Origin of the sequence: Catenuloplanes sp. NPDC051500, from assembly GCF_044454585.1 — a bacterium.
In the GTDB taxonomy this organism is placed as follows: domain Bacteria; phylum Actinomycetota; class Actinomycetes; order Mycobacteriales; family Micromonosporaceae; genus Catenuloplanes.
The window spans coordinates 435,669-452,128 of sequence record NZ_JBITDX010000002.1; the positions used below are offsets into that span (position 1 = coordinate 435,669).

Genomic DNA, 16,460 nt, shown 5'->3' on the forward strand with positions numbered 1-16,460 from the left:
GGGGGTGGGTTGTCACCCCATCGGCCCCCCCCCCCCCCCCCCCCCCCCCCCCGCCCCGGGGGGGCCCCCCCCCCCGGGGGGGGGGCCCCCCCCGGGGGGGGGGGGGGGCGCCCCCCCCCACCGCACGAGCACGTTCTAGACGAGCGTCTTGATCGCGGCGAGGGCGGCGTCCGGGTCCGGGGACGTGGTGGCCCACCAGATGTAGCCGTCCGGGCGGATCAGCGCATAGGTCACGTCGTCCGAGGTGGACGCCGAGTCGTGGACGCCGATGCCGCCCGGCGGCGTGATCGGCGGCGCGGACGGGTAGCGGACCAGCACCGGCCGGCCGGTGGCGAACAGCGGGAACGCGGTGGCGTCCGCGAACCGGCTGCCGGTCAGCGGGTGCGCGTCCGGGTCCGGGGACGGGTAGGCGACGTCCAGGCCGGAGACCGAGCGGGCCAGGTCCGCCGCGACCGCCGGGTGCCTGTCGATGAGCCCGGACAGGTGCGCGCGCAACGCCTGCCCCTCCGGGGTGAACGCGTTGACGAGCGCGCTCTGCGCCCGCGTGTTCTCAAGCACCGCGGTCCCGACCGGCGCGCGCTCGTCGTGGTAGGTGTCAAGAAGCGATTCCGGTGCCCGGCCGGTCGCCACGGCCGCGAGCTTCCAGCCGAGGTTCATCGCGTCCTGGATGCCGACGTTCAGGCCGACGCCGCCGGTCGGCGGGTGCATGTGCGCGGCGTCGCCGGCCACGAACACCCGCCCGGCGCGGTACTCGGCGGCGCGCCGGGTCGCGTTTCCGAACTGGGAGATCCAGATCGGGTCGGTGAGGCCGAGGTCGCGCCCGGCTGCGCGGTTGACTGACGCGCTCACCCGCTCAAGCGTCATCTCCTGCTCCGGATGCTGATCGTGCGGGTCGAACCCGCTCACCCGGAAGCCGCCACTGGGCAGCGGCGCGGTGATCAGCGCGCCGCCCACCGAGGCGATCGCGCGCGCGGGCGGCGGGCCGGTGAGCGTCACGTCCGCCACGTAGCCCCAGTAGGTCGCGTCCGTGCCCGGGAACGCGATGCCGGCCGCCTTGCGCACGGTGCTTCCCGCGCCGTCCGCCCCGACCACCCACGACGCGGTGAGCTCGGTCCCGTCGGCGAGCTGGACCCGTACCCCCGTGGGGCTCTGGGTCAAACCGGCGACTGAGGTGCCGCGCAGGATCGTCGCGCCGAGTTCCACGGCCCGCGCGTCGAGGAACTCTTCGAGCGCGTTCTGCGGGTACGCCAGCACGAACGGGTAGGGGGTGTCGAGCCCGCTGTAGTCGGCGAGGCTGGGGAGCATGCCGAAGTGCCAGCGCGGGACCACGCGGCCAGTCGCCAGCGGCACGTCCACCAGCCCGCGCATGGCGAGCATCTCAAGCGTCCGGGCGTGGGTGCCCAGCCCTCGCGTGTTCGGCCGGGGGCCGGACTGCCGCTCGATCAGGGTCACCTCGACGCCGGCCAGTCGCAGCTCGCATGCCAGCCACAGTCCGGTCGGGCCCGCGCCTACGACGATCACGTTATCCATGGGCATCACACTATTCATTAGAGAGCACTACGGTCAAACGTGCGCGCTATAGTGATCCGGTGACCGTCAGATATCGCTCTCCGCGCCGGGAAGACGCCGCGGCCGCCACCCGCGCGGCCATCCTGACCGCCGCGCGTGATCTGTTCCTGGAGCGCGGGTACGCCACGGTCACCGTTCCGGAGATCGCCAAGGCCGCGCGGGTCGCCACCCAGACCGTCTACGCCAGCGCGGGCGGGAAGTCGGGCGTGCTGGCCGCGCTGCTCCAGCCGCTGCTCGACGACACCTCGGCCGTGGAGGCGAACGCGGGCGGGCGGGAGACCACAGATCCCCGCCGGGTGCTCGCGCTGGCCGCGAGCGGTTCACGCCGGGTGCACGAGAACCACCGGGACATCCTGCACGGCCTGATCCGGCAGGCGCCCGGCGAGCCCGCGGCGCAGCTGGCCATCGACGACGCGGTGGCCAAGTGCCTGCGCGGGCTCACCGGCGTCGCCGACCGGCTGCTGCAGCTGGACGGGCTGCGGGCCGGGCTGGGCCGCGAGCAGCTGATCGACGAGCTGTACTTCTTCTTCGGGCACCACGCCTGGTACGACCTGGTCGCGGATCGCGGCTGGACGTTCGACCGGGCCGAGACCTGGCTGGCCACGGCCGCCGCCCGCACCCTCCTCGAAAACTGACCCTCCAATCAGCTCAGACCGGTCGCTCAGTCAGGAGGCAGCGGCGCCCGCATCAGCTCTGCCGTCTCGGTGGGCGTGGTGCCGACCGCGACGCCGGCCGCCTCAAGCGCGGCCACTTCGTCTGGAGGATGCCGTCCGCGACCGCGTCGCAGGCGGTGATACCGAGATGCTTGCGGGCTGCGGCGACCTCACGCGGATCGGCGGGCGCGGCCGCGGCCAGCCCGGCGGGCCAAGGGCTCAGGCACTCCGTGCCCGAAATTTCAGCTTATTGGGGTATCGACTCTTAATTCCCCCACGCCAATCCCATTCTGCCACATCGATCTAGAGTGCTAACCGATAAGATCAACCGTCGAATGTACGTGGGAGTGGTTATAAAGCCTCCATAACCACTCCCACGTACATTCGACGGTTGATCTTTTGAGGGGCGTCGGAATGATGGGGAGTGAGGCAGGATTGGGGGGTGGTTAGACCGGCGTCAGTGCCCGGGAGGCTGCGATACCTGCCGTTCCGAGGCAGTGACGCGGTCGCGGGTGGGCTGTTGACCAAGAATCATCTGCGATCGTCGGCGTGGCGACGGCTCTTTCATGACGTTTATGTGAGGGCATCGGAATTCAGCGGAGACGATCATCGAATGTGGTGTGATGCGGCCGCGCTGATCCTGCCGTCGGGTAGCGCAATCAGCGGGGCGAGTGCGGCGTTTCTCTGGGGTGCCGGAGTGCCGGACAGTGGGGCGCCGGTGTCTGTCACGGTGCCGCTGCCGCGGCGGATGCGGGGGCAGGACCGGCTGGTGGTGTGCCATCAGTTGCTGCCGCCCGGGGATGTCGTTTCGTTCGCCGGGGTGCCGGTGACGAGTCCGGCGAGGACCGCGTTCGATGTGGGGAGGCAGACAGACCGGCGGGCGGCGATCATGGCACTTGACGCGCTTCTGCACCGGAAAGTGGTCAAGAAGGAGCGGCTGGCCGACCTCGTCGCCGACCGCTCGGGCTGGCCGGGAGTTGCCCTGTTCGCCGCGCGCCTCGGTGAGACCGAGCCGCTGACCGAATCGCCGATGGAGACGTTGCTACGCCTGCTGATCACCGATGCGGGTCTGCCGCGCCCCGTCGCTCAAGTGGACGTCACGACGGCGGCCGGCCGCTGGCTGGCCCGCGTTGATTTCGCCTATCCGGCGCTGCGCATCGCAATCGAATACGAAGGTGATCACCATCGCGACCGTGACACCTTCCGAGAAGACATCACCCGCAAGCGCCGCCTGGAACAGGCCGGTTGGCTCGCCCTCCGCTTCACCGCCGATGACGTCTTCCGCACACCGGCCGAGACCGCACGTGCCATCGCCGCCGCCTGCCGACAACGCCTCACCCACGGCCCTCACCAGCCGCCCACCTCAGGTAGATGACCCGCCGGACCACCGCGGGAGCGGGAAGAGCGGTCAGCTTTGGATCTTTGTGAGGAAGGCGGTGAGGTTCGCGACGAGACGGGCGGCCTTGTCCTCGCTGGTCAGGGACTCGTGCATGCGGCCGGCGGTGCCGGGGTCGCGGCGACCGCGGACGTAGAGGGAGCAGGCCAGGTCGCCGCAGATGTAGGTGCCGACGGAGTCGCCCTGGCGTCCGGCTTTGCCGGCTTTGGCGGCGACCATCAGCGGGACGCCTGTGTCGTGGACGGTGAGGCAGAGGGCGCACATGCCGCGGCGGGCGGTGCGGGCGGCGGAGGGGGCGGGGACGCGGAGTGCGATCGCCACGAGGCCGATGCCGGACTCGGTGGCGAGGTAGGCGCGTTCCGGGGACTTGTGGTCGCGCCAGCCGAGGAAGTCGAGGTCGGGCCAGGGGCGGTCGGCCAGGTCGCGGGGGATGGAGAGGCGGGTGGCCTCGCCCTTGGTGCAGTTCACGAACGCGGCGCGGATCTCTCGCTCGGTCAGCGGTCTCATGCGATCGAGGCTAGGTTGCCTAAAACCTTTAGGCAACCGCATAATGAGTTATGGCTCGTGCGGGATTGACCACAGAGACCGTCGCCCGGGTCGGCGCCGAACTGGCGGACGAGATCGGCTTCGACCAGGTGACGCCGTCGGCTGTGGCACGACGGTGCGGCGTCAAGGTCGCGAGCCTGTATTCGCACGTCGCGGGCGGCCAGGATCTGCGGGTCCGGATCGCGCTGCTGGCGCTTGACGAGCTGGCCGGCCGCGCGGCCGAGGCGCTTGCGGGGCGCTCGGGGCGGGACGCGCTGGTCGCGTTCGCGAACGTGTACCGCGACTATGCGCTCGCCCACCCGGGGCGCTGGGCGGCGGCACAGCTTCGGCTCGACCGGGAGACCGCGGCCGGCAGCGGCGCGCTGCGGCTGTCGCAGATGACGCGGGCGCTGCTGCGCGGGTACAACCTGCCCGAGGCCGAGCAGGTGCACGCCGTCCGGCTGCTGGGCAGCGTCTTCAACGGCTGGGTGAGCCTGGAGGCGGGTGGCGGCTTCAGCCACAGCGCGCCGGATCCCTCGGAGAGCTGGACGCGGGCGCTGGACGGGCTGGACGCGCTGTTACGCGACTGGTAACCGCGACGCTCCCGCAGAGGTGCGGCCGGCATGCTCCCGCGCGAGCGGGAAACGAGGTGGGATCCGGGTCTTCGGGTCGAGGCCGCGCCGATCGGGTGACCGGCGCCGCCTCGGTGACCGTGGTAAAGGCGGGTCAGCGCTTGTGGGCCTCCTCGTGGGCGGTGGAGATCTTCGACCAGGACCTGGGCTCGGCCGGGGTGCTCGACGCGGAGAAGCCAGCCGTGCTCGCGTCGGCGGCCGGGCGGCCGGGGGTGTAGAGCCAGGCCTGGAAGAGGGCGTCGAGGTCCTGGCCGGAGAGCTGCTCGGCGAGCGCGATGAACTCCGGCGTCCGGCCGTTGCCGTAGCGGTGGGAGGTGGTCCAGGCCTTGAGGATGGCGAAGAAGGTGTCGTCGCCGACGGCCTCGCGGAGCGCGTGCAGGGTCAGGGCGCCGCGGTCGTAAACGGCGTCGTCGAAGAGGCGGGTGCTGCCGGGGTCGCCGGGGAGGACCTGCCAGAACGGGTCATCGGCGGGGTAGACGACGGAGTAGACGTAGTCGGCGATCTCGTCGGCGGTGCCTTCGCCCTGGTCCTCGGACCAGAGCCACTGGGCGTAGGAGGCGAAGCCCTCGTTGAGCCAGATCTCCTTCCACTCGCCGACCGAGACGCTGTCGCCGAACCACTGGTGGGCCAGCTCGTGCACGATAAGCGAGTTGTTGGAGCCGCGGGTGAAGGAGCGGCCGTCGTACACCGGGCGGGTCTGGTTCTCCAGGGCGAAGCCCTGGTCGCCGGCGCCGGTGACGACGCCGCCCTGGGCGCCGAACGGGTACGGGCCGAACAGCCCGGCCTCCCAGTCGAGGATCTCGCTCGTGCGTTCCACGCTCGACTTGGCGGCGTCCGCGGTGGCCGCGTCGAGGCGGGTGTTGTAGGCGGTGACGATCGGGCTGCCGTCCGCGGCGGTGTCCCGGTACGTCTCGAAGTCGCCGATCGCGAGGAACGTCAGGTACGGCGCCTGCGGCTTGTCCTGGCGCCACGACCAGCGGCTCCAGCCGGCGAACGACGGCTCGGCCCAGCGGGTCGGCACGCCGTTGGAGATGGCCTCGACGCCGTCCGGGACCAGGATCGACACGTCGAAGCTGGCCTTGTCCGTCGGGTGGTCGCTGCTCGGGTACCACCACCAGGCGATCTCCGGCTCGTTGACGGCGAGCGCGCCGTCCTCGGTGCGGTTCCACGAGGTGAAGCCGGCGGCCACGACCGAGGAGGGCACGTCGTCGTACTCGACGACGACCGTCAAGGTCTGGCCCTTGAGCACCGGGCGGGCCGGCGTGACGACCAGCTCGTGGTCGCCCTGCCGGGCGACAGTGGCTGGCCTGTTGTTCACCCGGACCGCGCCGGTGTGCAGCACGAAGTCAAGGTTGAACGCGGACAGGTCCTGGGTAGCGGTGGCCAGGATCGTGGTGGTGCCGGTGAGCCGGTCGGTGGCCGGGTAGTAGCGCAGGCGGATGTCGTAGTGGCCGACGTCGTACCCCCCGTTGCCGTAGTCGGGGTAGTAGCTGTCGCCGACGCCTGGTGCGCCCGGTGCCGGGGCTGCCTGCGCGCCGGTCTGCACGCCGAGGACGACGGCGAGGACGGCGGCCGCCGTGGTCACGGTTCTGCGAAGCACGGGATCGTCCTTTCCAAGGGGCCCGTCTGTCGGGCCCTCCGGTAGAACGTATCGATAAATGTAAAGATCCGTGTTACAGCCGATTTAGATGATCGGCGGCGGGCAGCGTGTGGACTGGGCGTCGGCGGGGCCGGGCGGGCAGAATCGGGGCCATGCCAATTCGTACCTCTTCAGCTGTCTGGTCCGGCGACCTCAAGGGCGGGGCGGGCACCGTTGCGCTCGGCTCCGGCGCCTTCGAGGGGCCTTACACCTTCGTGTCCCGCTTCGAGGACGGCTCCGGCACCAACCCAGAGGAGCTGATCGCGGCCGCACACGCCGGCTGCTTCTCCATGTTCCTGGCGAACGTGCTGGCCGGAGCCGGTTTCACGGCCGACTCGGTGCGCACGTCCGCGGCGGTCACGCTCGGCGCCGGCCCGGCCATCACCGGGATCGCGCTGACCGTGGAGGCCGCGGTGCCGAACATCGAGGCGGACGCGTTCGCCGGGCACGTGGAGACCGCCAAGGCGGGCTGCCCGGTCTCGGCCGCGCTCTCCGCGGTGCCGATCACTGTCGACGCCACACTGGTCTGACCTCTTAAATCGACGGCCGCCCCGACCGGGGCGGCCGTTTTTCTACGGCGCCGCGACGAACTGGTAGCGCTCCTTGAGGAACGGCAGGATCGTCTTCAACGCCTTCAGCGTCTCCTTGCGGTCGCCGCCGCCGTCGTGGAGCAGCACTATCGCGCCCGGGTGCGCGCCACCGTCGACCTGGTCGCAGATCTTCTTGGAGTCCTTGCTCTCCCAGTCGCGCGAGTCGATGCTCCAGTAGAGCGGCACCATGCCGAGCCCTTGCGCGACCGACACCGTGCGGTGGTTGAAGTTCCCGCCCGGGTTACGGAAGTAGCGGATCGGCGCGTTCGGCACGACTGTGTGGATCGCGTCGTTCGTCCGGACCAGGTCCTTGACGATGTCCTCCGGCTTGCGCTCGCTCAGCTGGAAGTCGTGGTTCCACGTGTGATTGCACAGCGTATGTCCTTCCGCGACGATCCGGCGCATCTGCGACGCATGCGTGCGCACCTGGCTGCCGATCACGCAGAACATGGCCTTGATCCCGCTCTCCTTCAGCATGTCAAGCACCTGGTCGGTGAACTGCGACGGTCCATCGTCGAAGGTAAGGGTGATCTCGGCCGTGCCGGTGGTGCGCTGCGTACCGTTCGGGCCGTTGACGACCCGCTGGCGGTTCACCGGGTCCGCGCGCATCGGCGGCCGCGGCGCCTGAGCCTGGCTCGCGGCGGCCTGCTCCTGCACGACGCGCGGCGGCGCTTTGTAGGGCGCCGCATTAGCCCGCTGGTTACTCGCGGTCACGCGCGCCGCGACCAGCAGCCCGCCGATCACCGCCAGCAGCACCACCGAGGCGACTATCGCGACGCGTCGAGGGTCGGTCGTCCACCTGATCATCGCGCGCGCAACACTCCGTCCCACAACCGGAAATATCCCTATTTCGCCCTTGTCGATGGCGCCCGGCTTCATACAACGTGGGAGCTTCCTGGGTGTCAACCAAACAAACGGCTCAAGTGCGGTCGGGTTCGAAACAGGCACCGTGAGTAACACACAGTCACGCGGATCGCCTACCCGCCGTGACAACGCCCGGCGCGCGCCCCCGCCCTCGACTTCCGATCCCGCCCCGGCCGATCCGTTCCCTGGTCCCCGCCCGATCCACCCGGCCACGACCGCACCGCGACCGTCCACCTCATCACCGCCCCGGCAGCAATCGATGCCCCGCCCGCGCCGCGATCCGCCTCCGTCAGCACAGATCCACTGTCAACATCCCGACCCGGTGCAACCAAAAGAGCAACCTGATTTTCCCGCTCCCGCGGTGGCCCGGCCCGCATGCTCCCGCGGGCAAACCTCGCGCCGGGCAAAGACTCCGCTGGCGCTCCGCTTTCCCCGCCGCTCGGAGCCGGCCCCGCCGCCGGTCACCAAACCCCCGCACCCCACGCCGCCGCCCCAGCCCCGGCCGCGACTCACGAACCCTTCCAGCGCCGCCTTCACACGCCCGCCGCCGAACATGGACGTGCGATGTGCGCGCAGGGCGCAGGCAGGACCTGACGACGGCGGGAAGCGCGCGGGGCGCGGGGCGCGGGGCCCAGGGCCCGGGGCGCAGGGCGCAGGGCCCGGGGCCCAGGGCGCGGCGCGGGGCGCGGGCGCGGGCGCGGGGCGCGGGCGCGGGCGCGGGGCGCGGGCGCGGGCGCGGGCGCGGGGCGCGGGCGCGGGCGCGGGCGCGGGGCGCGGGCGCGGGGCGCGGGCGCGGGCGCGGGCGCGGGCGCGGGGCGCGGGCGCGGGGCGCGGGCGCGGGGCGCGGGGCGCGGGCGCGGGGCGCGGGGCGCGGGCGCGGGCGCGGGGCGCGGGCGCGGGGCCGGCTCCGGTTGACGGTCTCATGGCCCGCGGGGGCAGCACGGTCATCGTCTACTGAGGTTTCGCGGTCGGGGTGTGAGTCGGGCACTCCGCGCCCGAAATTTCGGTATATAGAAGCCCCTGACGCGCCCTCACCCTGACCGCGAAAGGTCAGTAAGCAGCGGCTGGTCGGGCGGCTGCGGTCTGGGCGGTCACAAGAACCAGCACCGAGGCCGCGAGCTAGCCCGAGGGGCCGGTCGATCTTGGGTCTCGTGCGCCGCCACTACAGCCCGGCGCTCCGCACCGAGACTGGTTCGTCGTTCGGGATCTCGCGTCCATCTGGCGGGATACAAGATCCTTGCGGCTCTGGTGGCCCCTATCCGAGCGCGATAGGGGCCACCAGAGCCGCAAGGATCTTGACGCGGGCCTTACTGATCTTTCGGCGTCAGGATGAACGCGCCGGGAGGTACCTATATAAGGAAATGTCGGGCGCGCGCCGCTCGAACGCCGACACCGACCGCGAACCTGCGCGCCCGCCGCTCGAACGCCGACACCGACCGCGAACCTGCGCGCCAGGCGGAACCTATATGACGAAATATCGGGCGCGCGCCGCTTGAACCTAGACACTGACCGCGAACCTGCATGAGGCGGTCGTAATCGTGGACTGTGTCCTGACATATCCGGATCCGGTCGGGCTCCGCATTGGCACCCGGCCCCAAGACCAGCCGAAGTGCCGCGACCGACCCGCACACCTGCGCAACCCGTGGCCTCGGTGCCAGTCCTTGCACCCACCCACGCCGCAGCCGCCTAGACCCACAGCCACTGAGACGACAGCCGCGTTACTCTCCCGCTCCGCAAGCACAACGACAAGCGAAACGACTCACCACGCCCCAGCCCTCTCGACCGCGGGTCCGCAGACGACCGGACGCGAATGGGCACCAGATTCGGGAGCCTGCGGACCGTACCGCGGGAACGGAAAGATCTGCTGTGGAGGCCTTATGGGCAGGCGGCGAAGCCTGCGCGAGGGGCGCTGGTGAAACGGCAGCCGAAGGTGGGTGCGGCGACTGCGCGAGGGGTCAGGATGGGGTCGCCGGCGGCGCGGTGGCCGGTGGCGATCCAGCGGGTGAGGTCGTCGAAGGCGGTGCGGAGTTCGGGTTGGGTGAAGTCGCAGTGGCCGGTGGCGCGAATGGCGCGGGAGACGAACAGGCCGGTGGGGGCGGCGCGGCGGGCGTAGATCTGTTCCATGGAGAAGGGGACGAAGAGGTCGCCGAGGCCGTGCAGGGAGAGCACCGGGACGCGGGGGCGGCCGTCGACGCGGGGGATGCTGCCCAGGCCGGGTGACGGGTGGGCGGAGGGGGAGACGCGGAGGACGTCGGCGTTGAGGCGGCGTTCGGCGGGGGTGAGGTGCGGGGCGTCGGTGATCCGGTAGACGGTGTGGCGGTTGCCTGCCACGTTGTCCGCGCTGCCGGACAGGCCGGGGTAGAGGCCGAAGAGGAACGGCAGGTCGGCGTAGGGCTCCAGCGACGTGGCGGTGTTCCAGTAGGCGAACGAGGCGTCGAAGCCGGGTCGCTCGCCGCCGGTGCGGCGCTCCGCCACGTCGGACCAGGTGCGGCCGGCGGGGGTGAGCGCGGGCGGGGCGCCTGCGGAGAGGCCCAGCGCGGTCATAATCTGCCGGACCTGGGCGCGCCACTCGTCCGGGGTGGTCTCGAACGCGATGTTCACACCGGACAGGGCGGCGGCGGTGACGTTCGCATCGAGGAAGTAGTCGTAGAGCGCGGCGTCGCCGAGGACGCCGCAGACCGGCATGGCGCCGGCGAACGAGCGCGGGAACTCTTCGAGCGCGACAGCGGTGATGTGGCCGCCCATCGACTCGCCGGTCATCAGCACGGACTGTGCGGTGCGGCCGGTGACGCGGCGGAACAGGGAGATCAGCGCGTGCGAGTCGCGAACGCCCTGGCCGACCTCGTAGCCGTTGAGCTGATAGCTGGAGGCGGCCCACGCATAGCCGCGGTCGAGGTAGTGCGCCCGCAGCTGCGGGTTGCTGACGTGCAGGACCGGGCCGTCGCCGCGGTAGCCGTGCGCGAAGAGGACCAGGCGGCCGTTCCAGCGGCGGGGGACCTCGATCCGGTACGCCGCGCCCCGCTCGATCCCGGTACGCACGGTCGAGCCCGCGACCGGCGTGAACGGCGTGCCGTCCAGGTCGCAGTCCGGGTCGGCGACGACGTACCCGGGTTGGGTGGTGCTGGGCACCGGCGCATCGCACACCACGGGCTGCGCGGCAGTGACCGGCGGGAGCAGGGTAACGGCGAGCAGCGTGGCGAGGGCTACGGATCCAGCGGCCATGAAGCCATCCAACGTGCCGATATAGATGCCTGTCAAGCGATCCCGGTGGCCCGGGCGGAGCCCCCTTCAACCTCGGGCCACCGGGTCGCTCAGCGGGCGCCAAGCAGCCCGGCCAGCTCCTGGGCGACGCGCATCGCCATGGCGCGTCCCCCGCTCAGCACCACCAGGTCCTCGACGGCGCAGGCCGGCGGCGCGTGATGCAGCGCCGCGGCCAGCTCCGGGTGGTCGGCGGCCCACGCCAGCAGTGCCGCCCGCACCTCCCTGCCCGCCTCGTCCGGCCCGGGCGTCTCCGCCTCGAACCGGCGTACCAGCTCCTCCCGGTACTCCCAGAAGGACCACACCTTGGTCTCGTCGATCAGCTGCGCGACCGCGTCCGGCCGCCGGTAGACAAGCGCGAGCTGGATCGAGTCGAGGCTTCCTTCGCGGGCCAGGTCACGCACCATCGGGTGGCGTGCGTGGTCGCCGGCCACCTCGTAGAACGTGGTGCGGCTGCCCTGCGGCAGGACCGCGTCGACCACGGCCCGCCAGCCCGGCGGCCGGCCCGCGCCGTCCTGGACCAGGCTTGCGGTGGCCCGGTAGTACGCGGTCTTGGTCCGCCAGTGGCTGCGTTCCCGGTTGTGGTCCCGGGCCAGGCGCAGCCGCCAGTCGGCGATGACGGTGCCGGTGAGCATCGTCGAGCAGCAGTCGGTGATCGCGATGGCAGTCACGGTCACTCCGTCCTCTCGGTCATCAGCGGGATCGACCGAGTCTCGCCGGAGTACGGATCACGGGACATCACGTGTTCACGGGACCTGCCGGTGACCCGGTCGAGCACTGTGGTCCAGTCGGTCTCCGGGGGCGGCGCGTCGGACCGCCAGGCGACCAGGTGGTCCGGGCGGACCAGCACGTACCGCCGGTCCCAGGCGGCGCAGACCGCGGGCCCGCCGGCGACCAGGTGTGTCATCGGCATGCCCCGGCGCCGGGCGCGTTCCGCCAGTACGCGCCCGGCGCCCCCGCCCCCGAGGTCGACAAGCGTCAGCTCGGGGCCGAGCCGGTCGAACAGTGGCGCGCCGTCCGCGAGCGGCACGGCGGGTGCGCGACTGCCCGGCCAGGTGGAGGGCGTGATCCGGTCCCACGGCAGGTCGCCGGGGCCGCCGGCCTCGTGCCAGACGACGGGCGAACCGGCCAGGCGGCGGCCGAACGTGATGCCGGCGTCGCCGAGCTGGTGCGACTCCTGCGCGACAAACCCGGCCAGCAGCTCGTGGGACGCACCGGCCGCGGCCAGCCGCCCGAATCGCAGCCGGGTCTGCATGGCCAGGTCGTGCAGCTCACGGTCGATCAGGGCGGCGTGCCGGCGTTCGGACTGGTAGCTGGCGGTCAGTTCGGGCCCGCCCCAGCCCTGGACCGTGGCGGCGAGCTTCCAGCCGAGGTCGACCGCGTCCGCCACGTCCGTCCCGACGCGCCGGCCGACAGCGGTGCGCAGCCGGTGTGCGGCGGCGCCGGCGAGGTAGGCGCGGCCCTGCCCGTAGGCGCTGGCGACGGCGGGGGCCTCGTCCCATTCGGACACGGCGAGTACGTCGTACGTGCCGTCCAGCCCGAGCCGGTCGCGAAGCACCGCGGCCGGGTCGACCGCGGCGGGCGGGCCCTCGTCGAGCGGAACCGTGCCGACCCAGGCGTCCCCGTCGCCCTGCCAGGTGAGCGTGGCCTCACCGGCGACGATCTCCGTGGCGGCCTCCGCGTGTGCGGCGAGCACCGCGTCGGAGCTGCGGAACAGCACGGCGCAGCGGCGGGCGGGCGGGCCGGCGGGCTCCAGCCGGAGTCCGAGGCAGCGGCGGACCGTGCTGCGGGCGCCGTCGCAGCCGGCCAGGTAGGCGGCTTCTAGCGCGTGCCGTACCCCGGTGGACTGCTCCAGAACTGTGGCGAGCACCCGGTCGCCCTCGAGCCGCAGGTCGGTGAAGATCCAGCCCTCGCGCAGGTCGATGAGGGGATTGCGGCGCAGTGCGGCGCGCAGGGCTGCGACAAGCGCGGCGCCCCGCACCCACAGCCCGGTTTCGAGCGCCGCCGTGCCGTCCACCGCGTCGGTGGACGGCTCTCGCGGCGACGGCCACACCCCGGCCGGCGGCTGGTCCAGCCCCCTCGTCCAGACCACGCCGCCGGCCGGGCCGTCGATCCGGCAGGTGTCCCGCAGGCGGGAGGCCAGCCCGAGCCGGCGCAGAAGCTCCATGCTCCGGCCGTCGAGGAAGACGACGCCGGGCTGGCGGGACGGCTCGGGTGACCGCTCCACCACAGTGCACGGGATGCTGTGATGCGCCAGCTCGAGCGCGAGGATCGCGCCGGCCGGCCCTGCTCCGACGATCAGCACCGGAATGCTGCCTGCTTGCACGCCCTGTTCCCCCTCGTGCGGCGACCTCACCACCGCAGGTCATCCTTCGCGGGCGGCGTGGGGCGCGCATCACGCGTTCACGTGATGGAGGCCTGGTTCGTGTACCAGGTGGCGAGCGCGGACCGGTTGTTGATGTTGAGTTTGGCGTAGATGTGCCGCATGTGGGCGTCGACGGTGTGCGGGGACAGGTACATCTCGTCGGCTATCTGACGGTTGCGGAGGCCGCGGGCGACCTGTGCGGCGACGCGGAGTTCGGTGGGGGTCAGCAGCGGGCGGCGGCGCTGTTTCGGCACTGTGGCCGCGCCGCAGGCCTTTCGCAGCTCGGCGGCCTCGGTGGCGTCGGGCTTGGAGTCGGCGAGGACGGCAAGGTCGTCGAGCGCGCCGGCCAGGACCAGCCGCCGGGGGCCGGTCCGGAGTCGTTCGACCGCGTCGCGCAGCAGCGTCACGTCGCCGCGCAGCAGTCCTTCCGCGTGGGCGGCCGCGCCGGCCAGGGTGGGCAGCGCCGGGTTGCGTTCCGCGAGCCTCCTGGCGGCCCGCACCACGGCCTCGGCCAGGTCGGTACGCGCGGCCGCGACCGCGATCCGGACCAGGGTTGCCGCGGCCGCCGGGTCCTGGCCGATCAGCACCGGCCTGGCCTCGATCGAGTCGTAGAGCGGCCGTAGCTGGGCGACGGCCGGTTCGGGCCCATCCTCCTCGTGCGCGAGCAGCGCCTCCGGCCAGAGCACGTCCTCCGGGGCGGCGGTGATCCCGGTCCGGGTCCGTTCGCGCATCTTCTCCGCGAACCCGCGCGCGCCGGGCAGGTCGCCGCGCAGCAGGCTGAGCCGCACAAGCGTGCCGAGCAGTGGCACGGTCAGCTGCCAGACGGCCTGCTGCTCGGCCAGTTCCACGCCGGTCCGCGCGGCGGTCACCGCGTCGGCCAGGTCTCCTCGCGCGGCCAGCAGCTGCGCCTCGTAGTAGTGCCAGAGCGGCCCGGACCAGCCGGTGCCGAGCCGGTCCGACTCGCGGCGGCCCTCGCTCAGCACCGCGCCGGCCTCGTCCGACCTGTCCAGCATGGTCAGCGCGCTGCCGAGCCAGATCTGCGGATGCCTGTGCACGGCCTCGCCGCCCGCGTCGTCGGCAAGCTCGACCGCGGTACGCGCGTGGGCAAGCGCGTCGGAGAACCGTCCCTGCGCGGCGGCGACGAGCGACCGCGCGGTCAGCCCGAACACGGCCGCGCCGGGGTCCGCGCCGATCTCGTGCGCCTCCGCGCCGGACCTGTCGGCCTCCTCCAGCAGGCCCTGGTAGAACTGCGCGTGCGCCCGGACCGCACACAGCCGCGCCCGTACCTCCGGAGCGATGCCGGTGCGCCGGAGCCCGCGGTTGGTGTACTCGACCGCGTCCAGGTTGCGGCCCGCGTGCTTGCAGGCCTCCGCCAGACCCAGGCACAGCCGTGCCACAGTGGTCGCGTCCAGCCCGGACCGGAACGCGGCCTCGCCGTGCCGCCGCGCCTCGTCCAGCCGCCCGGCCGAGGCAAGCAACGGCACCGCCTCCGCCGTGAACGCCGCATGCCGCGGGTCATGCGGGCCGAACCCGCCGGCCGCGTGGAGGTAGACGTCCGCGGCCGCACCCGGTGCCAGTGGCGCGATCCGGGCCGCCGTCTCCCGTAGCAGTTCCGCGTTGCTTGCGGCCGCGGCCGGCCCGGCCTTCATCAGGTGCCGGGCGACCTCGGTCGGCGTTCCCCCGTTCACACCTGTGATCGCCGCGACCTTGCGGTGCAGGCTGTCCCGCAGCGGCGCCGGGATCGAGTGGTAGACCACCTCACGAAGCATGTCGTGCTCGAACGCGAACGCGTCCCCGTGCGTGACGAGCAGCCCGTCCGTGACCGCCCGCGCCGCGAACGTCCACAGCGCCTCCTCCGGCATCGCCACCAGCGCGGCCGCCTCGCCGAGACGGAACGGCCTGGCGAACACCGAACCGGCCCGCAGCAGCAGCTGACCCAGGTCCGGCAGACCGCGCAGCCGCTGCTGGGCCGCGCCGATGAAGCTTGTCGGTACCTCGCCGCCGACAAGCGTCGCCCGCCCGCCGACCACTGCCAGCTGGCCTTCCGCCCGCAGACCGGCAAGCAGCTGCACGATCCACAGCGGGTTTCCGCCGCACCGGTCCGCCTGCGCGAGCACTGTCGCGTCGACCGGCACGCCCACCTGCCGCGCGCACAGCCGCTCCACGTCCGCCTCGGCAAGCGGCCCGACAGTGATCTCCTCCGCCCCGGACCCGGCCAGGTCGTCAAGCGCGTCCTGGGCGGCGCCCCCGCTCCCCGGCCGCCGCACGAACAACCACCGCACCGCAGAAGAAGCCAGCCGGGGTACGAGTGTGCGCACCGCAAGCACGCTGAACTCGTCCATCCACTGTGCATCGTCGATGATCACCAGCAGCGGCCGGTCACCTGACAGCCCGGCCAGGTCACGGCCGATCCGATCCGGCGTCGACTGCGACGGCGTCTCCCCGGCCAGCCACGCCAGACCCGGCAACGGCGGATCACACTCGCCGAGCGCGGCCGCCAGGCTGATCAGCGGCGCGGTCCGGTCCACCTCCATCGCCGCCCGGTACGCCACGGTCAGCCCACCCCGCGCCTCCGCCGCCCGCATCGCCGCCCGGGCCAGATGCGACTTGCCGATCCCGGGCGGCCCGGTCAGCACCACGGCCCCGCCCGTGCCACCGGCGGTCGCCGCGACCGCGCGCACAAGCGCGGCCCACTCACGGTCCCGGCCGATCAGCTCATCGAGTTTTTCATCCATCGTGCTCCGTCCCGGTCCCCAAGCACTTTCCGGTGCCGATTGTGGGCGATGGCCGTGAGGGTGGAGAACACCCATTCGGGTGGCGCCGGTGGAACGACCATCGGGCGTTGTCCCGCCGCACGGGGAGGAAAGCGCGGCAAACGGTTCCGTCACATTACACAGTCGCGGTTAAATCGTTTTTCAGTCGGCGCCGCGAGCAGCACCGATGCCGTGCCTCTCGTCTCCGCGGCGGCT

General features: G+C 72.3%; 12 protein-coding genes. 4 read left to right on the forward strand and 8 right to left on the reverse strand.

Annotation, left to right across the window (positions count from 1 at the left end; all coding sequences use genetic code 11):
* Positions 1-135: 135 nt before the first annotated feature.
* Positions 136-1,530, reverse strand: coding sequence for an FAD-dependent monooxygenase (locus ACIA8K_RS04945; RefSeq protein WP_396055058.1), 1,395 nt, complete (start codon positions 1,528-1,530; stop codon positions 136-138).
* Between the two features lie 59 nt (positions 1,531-1,589).
* Between ACIA8K_RS04945 and ACIA8K_RS04950 the strand changes: the two genes are divergently transcribed.
* Both ACIA8K_RS04950 and ACIA8K_RS04955 read left to right on the forward strand, forming a co-directional pair.
* Entirely contained in the window at positions 1,590-2,204 is a 615-nt protein-coding gene (locus ACIA8K_RS04950) for a TetR/AcrR family transcriptional regulator (RefSeq protein ID WP_396055060.1), read from the forward strand.
* 538 nt (positions 2,205-2,742) lie between these two features.
* Entirely contained in the window at positions 2,743-3,597 is an 855-nt protein-coding gene (locus ACIA8K_RS04955; protein WP_396055062.1) for a DUF559 domain-containing protein, read from the forward strand.
* A 33-nt stretch (positions 3,598-3,630) separates the two neighbouring features.
* Here the strand turns inward: ACIA8K_RS04955 and ACIA8K_RS04960 are convergent, their stop codons facing one another.
* Positions 3,631-4,125 (reverse strand): FBP domain-containing protein, encoded by a 495-nt coding sequence (locus ACIA8K_RS04960; RefSeq protein WP_396055064.1) that lies wholly within the window; start codon positions 4,123-4,125, stop codon positions 3,631-3,633.
* Between the two features lie 65 nt (positions 4,126-4,190).
* Here ACIA8K_RS04960 and ACIA8K_RS04965 point away from each other — a divergent pair, with 65 nt between their 5' ends.
* Positions 4,191-4,736 (forward strand): TetR/AcrR family transcriptional regulator, encoded by a 546-nt coding sequence (locus tag ACIA8K_RS04965; RefSeq protein WP_396055066.1) that lies wholly within the window; start codon positions 4,191-4,193, stop codon positions 4,734-4,736.
* A 133-nt stretch (positions 4,737-4,869) separates the two neighbouring features.
* On the opposite strand, the gene ACIA8K_RS04970 is transcribed toward ACIA8K_RS04965, so the two are convergent.
* Positions 4,870-6,375, reverse strand: a complete 1,506-nt coding sequence (locus ACIA8K_RS04970; RefSeq protein WP_396055068.1) for a M1 family metallopeptidase — start codon at positions 6,373-6,375, stop codon at positions 4,870-4,872.
* 152 nt (positions 6,376-6,527) lie between these two features.
* Between ACIA8K_RS04970 and ACIA8K_RS04975 the strand changes: the two genes are divergently transcribed.
* Positions 6,528-6,944 (forward strand): OsmC family protein, encoded by a 417-nt coding sequence (locus ACIA8K_RS04975; protein ID WP_396055070.1) that lies wholly within the window; start codon positions 6,528-6,530, stop codon positions 6,942-6,944.
* 42 nt (positions 6,945-6,986) lie between these two features.
* Here the strand turns inward: ACIA8K_RS04975 and ACIA8K_RS04980 are convergent, their stop codons facing one another.
* From ACIA8K_RS04980 to ACIA8K_RS05000, 5 genes are all read right to left on the reverse strand, one after another.
* Positions 6,987-7,811: a polysaccharide deacetylase family protein gene (locus tag ACIA8K_RS04980; RefSeq protein ID WP_396055072.1), complete on the reverse strand. Its 825-nt coding sequence runs from the start codon at positions 7,809-7,811 to the stop codon at positions 6,987-6,989.
* A gap of 1,932 nt (positions 7,812-9,743) precedes the next feature.
* Positions 9,744-11,090 carry a phthalyl amidase gene (locus ACIA8K_RS04985; protein WP_396055074.1) on the reverse strand — a complete coding sequence of 449 codons (1,347 nt, stop codon included), beginning with the start codon at positions 11,088-11,090 and terminating at the stop codon, positions 9,744-9,746.
* Between the two features lie 89 nt (positions 11,091-11,179).
* Positions 11,180-11,797 carry a hypothetical protein gene (locus ACIA8K_RS04990; RefSeq protein WP_396055075.1) on the reverse strand — a complete coding sequence of 206 codons (618 nt, stop codon included), beginning with the start codon at positions 11,795-11,797 and terminating at the stop codon, positions 11,180-11,182.
* Between the two features lie 2 nt (positions 11,798-11,799).
* A complete protein-coding gene (locus ACIA8K_RS04995; protein WP_396055077.1) occupies positions 11,800-13,485 on the reverse strand; it encodes an FAD-dependent monooxygenase in 1,686 nt (561 codons plus the stop codon).
* Between the two features lie 44 nt (positions 13,486-13,529).
* Positions 13,530-16,226, reverse strand: coding sequence for a helix-turn-helix transcriptional regulator (locus ACIA8K_RS05000; protein ID WP_396055079.1), 2,697 nt, complete (start codon positions 16,224-16,226; stop codon positions 13,530-13,532).
* Between the last annotated feature and the right edge of the window lie 234 nt (positions 16,227-16,460).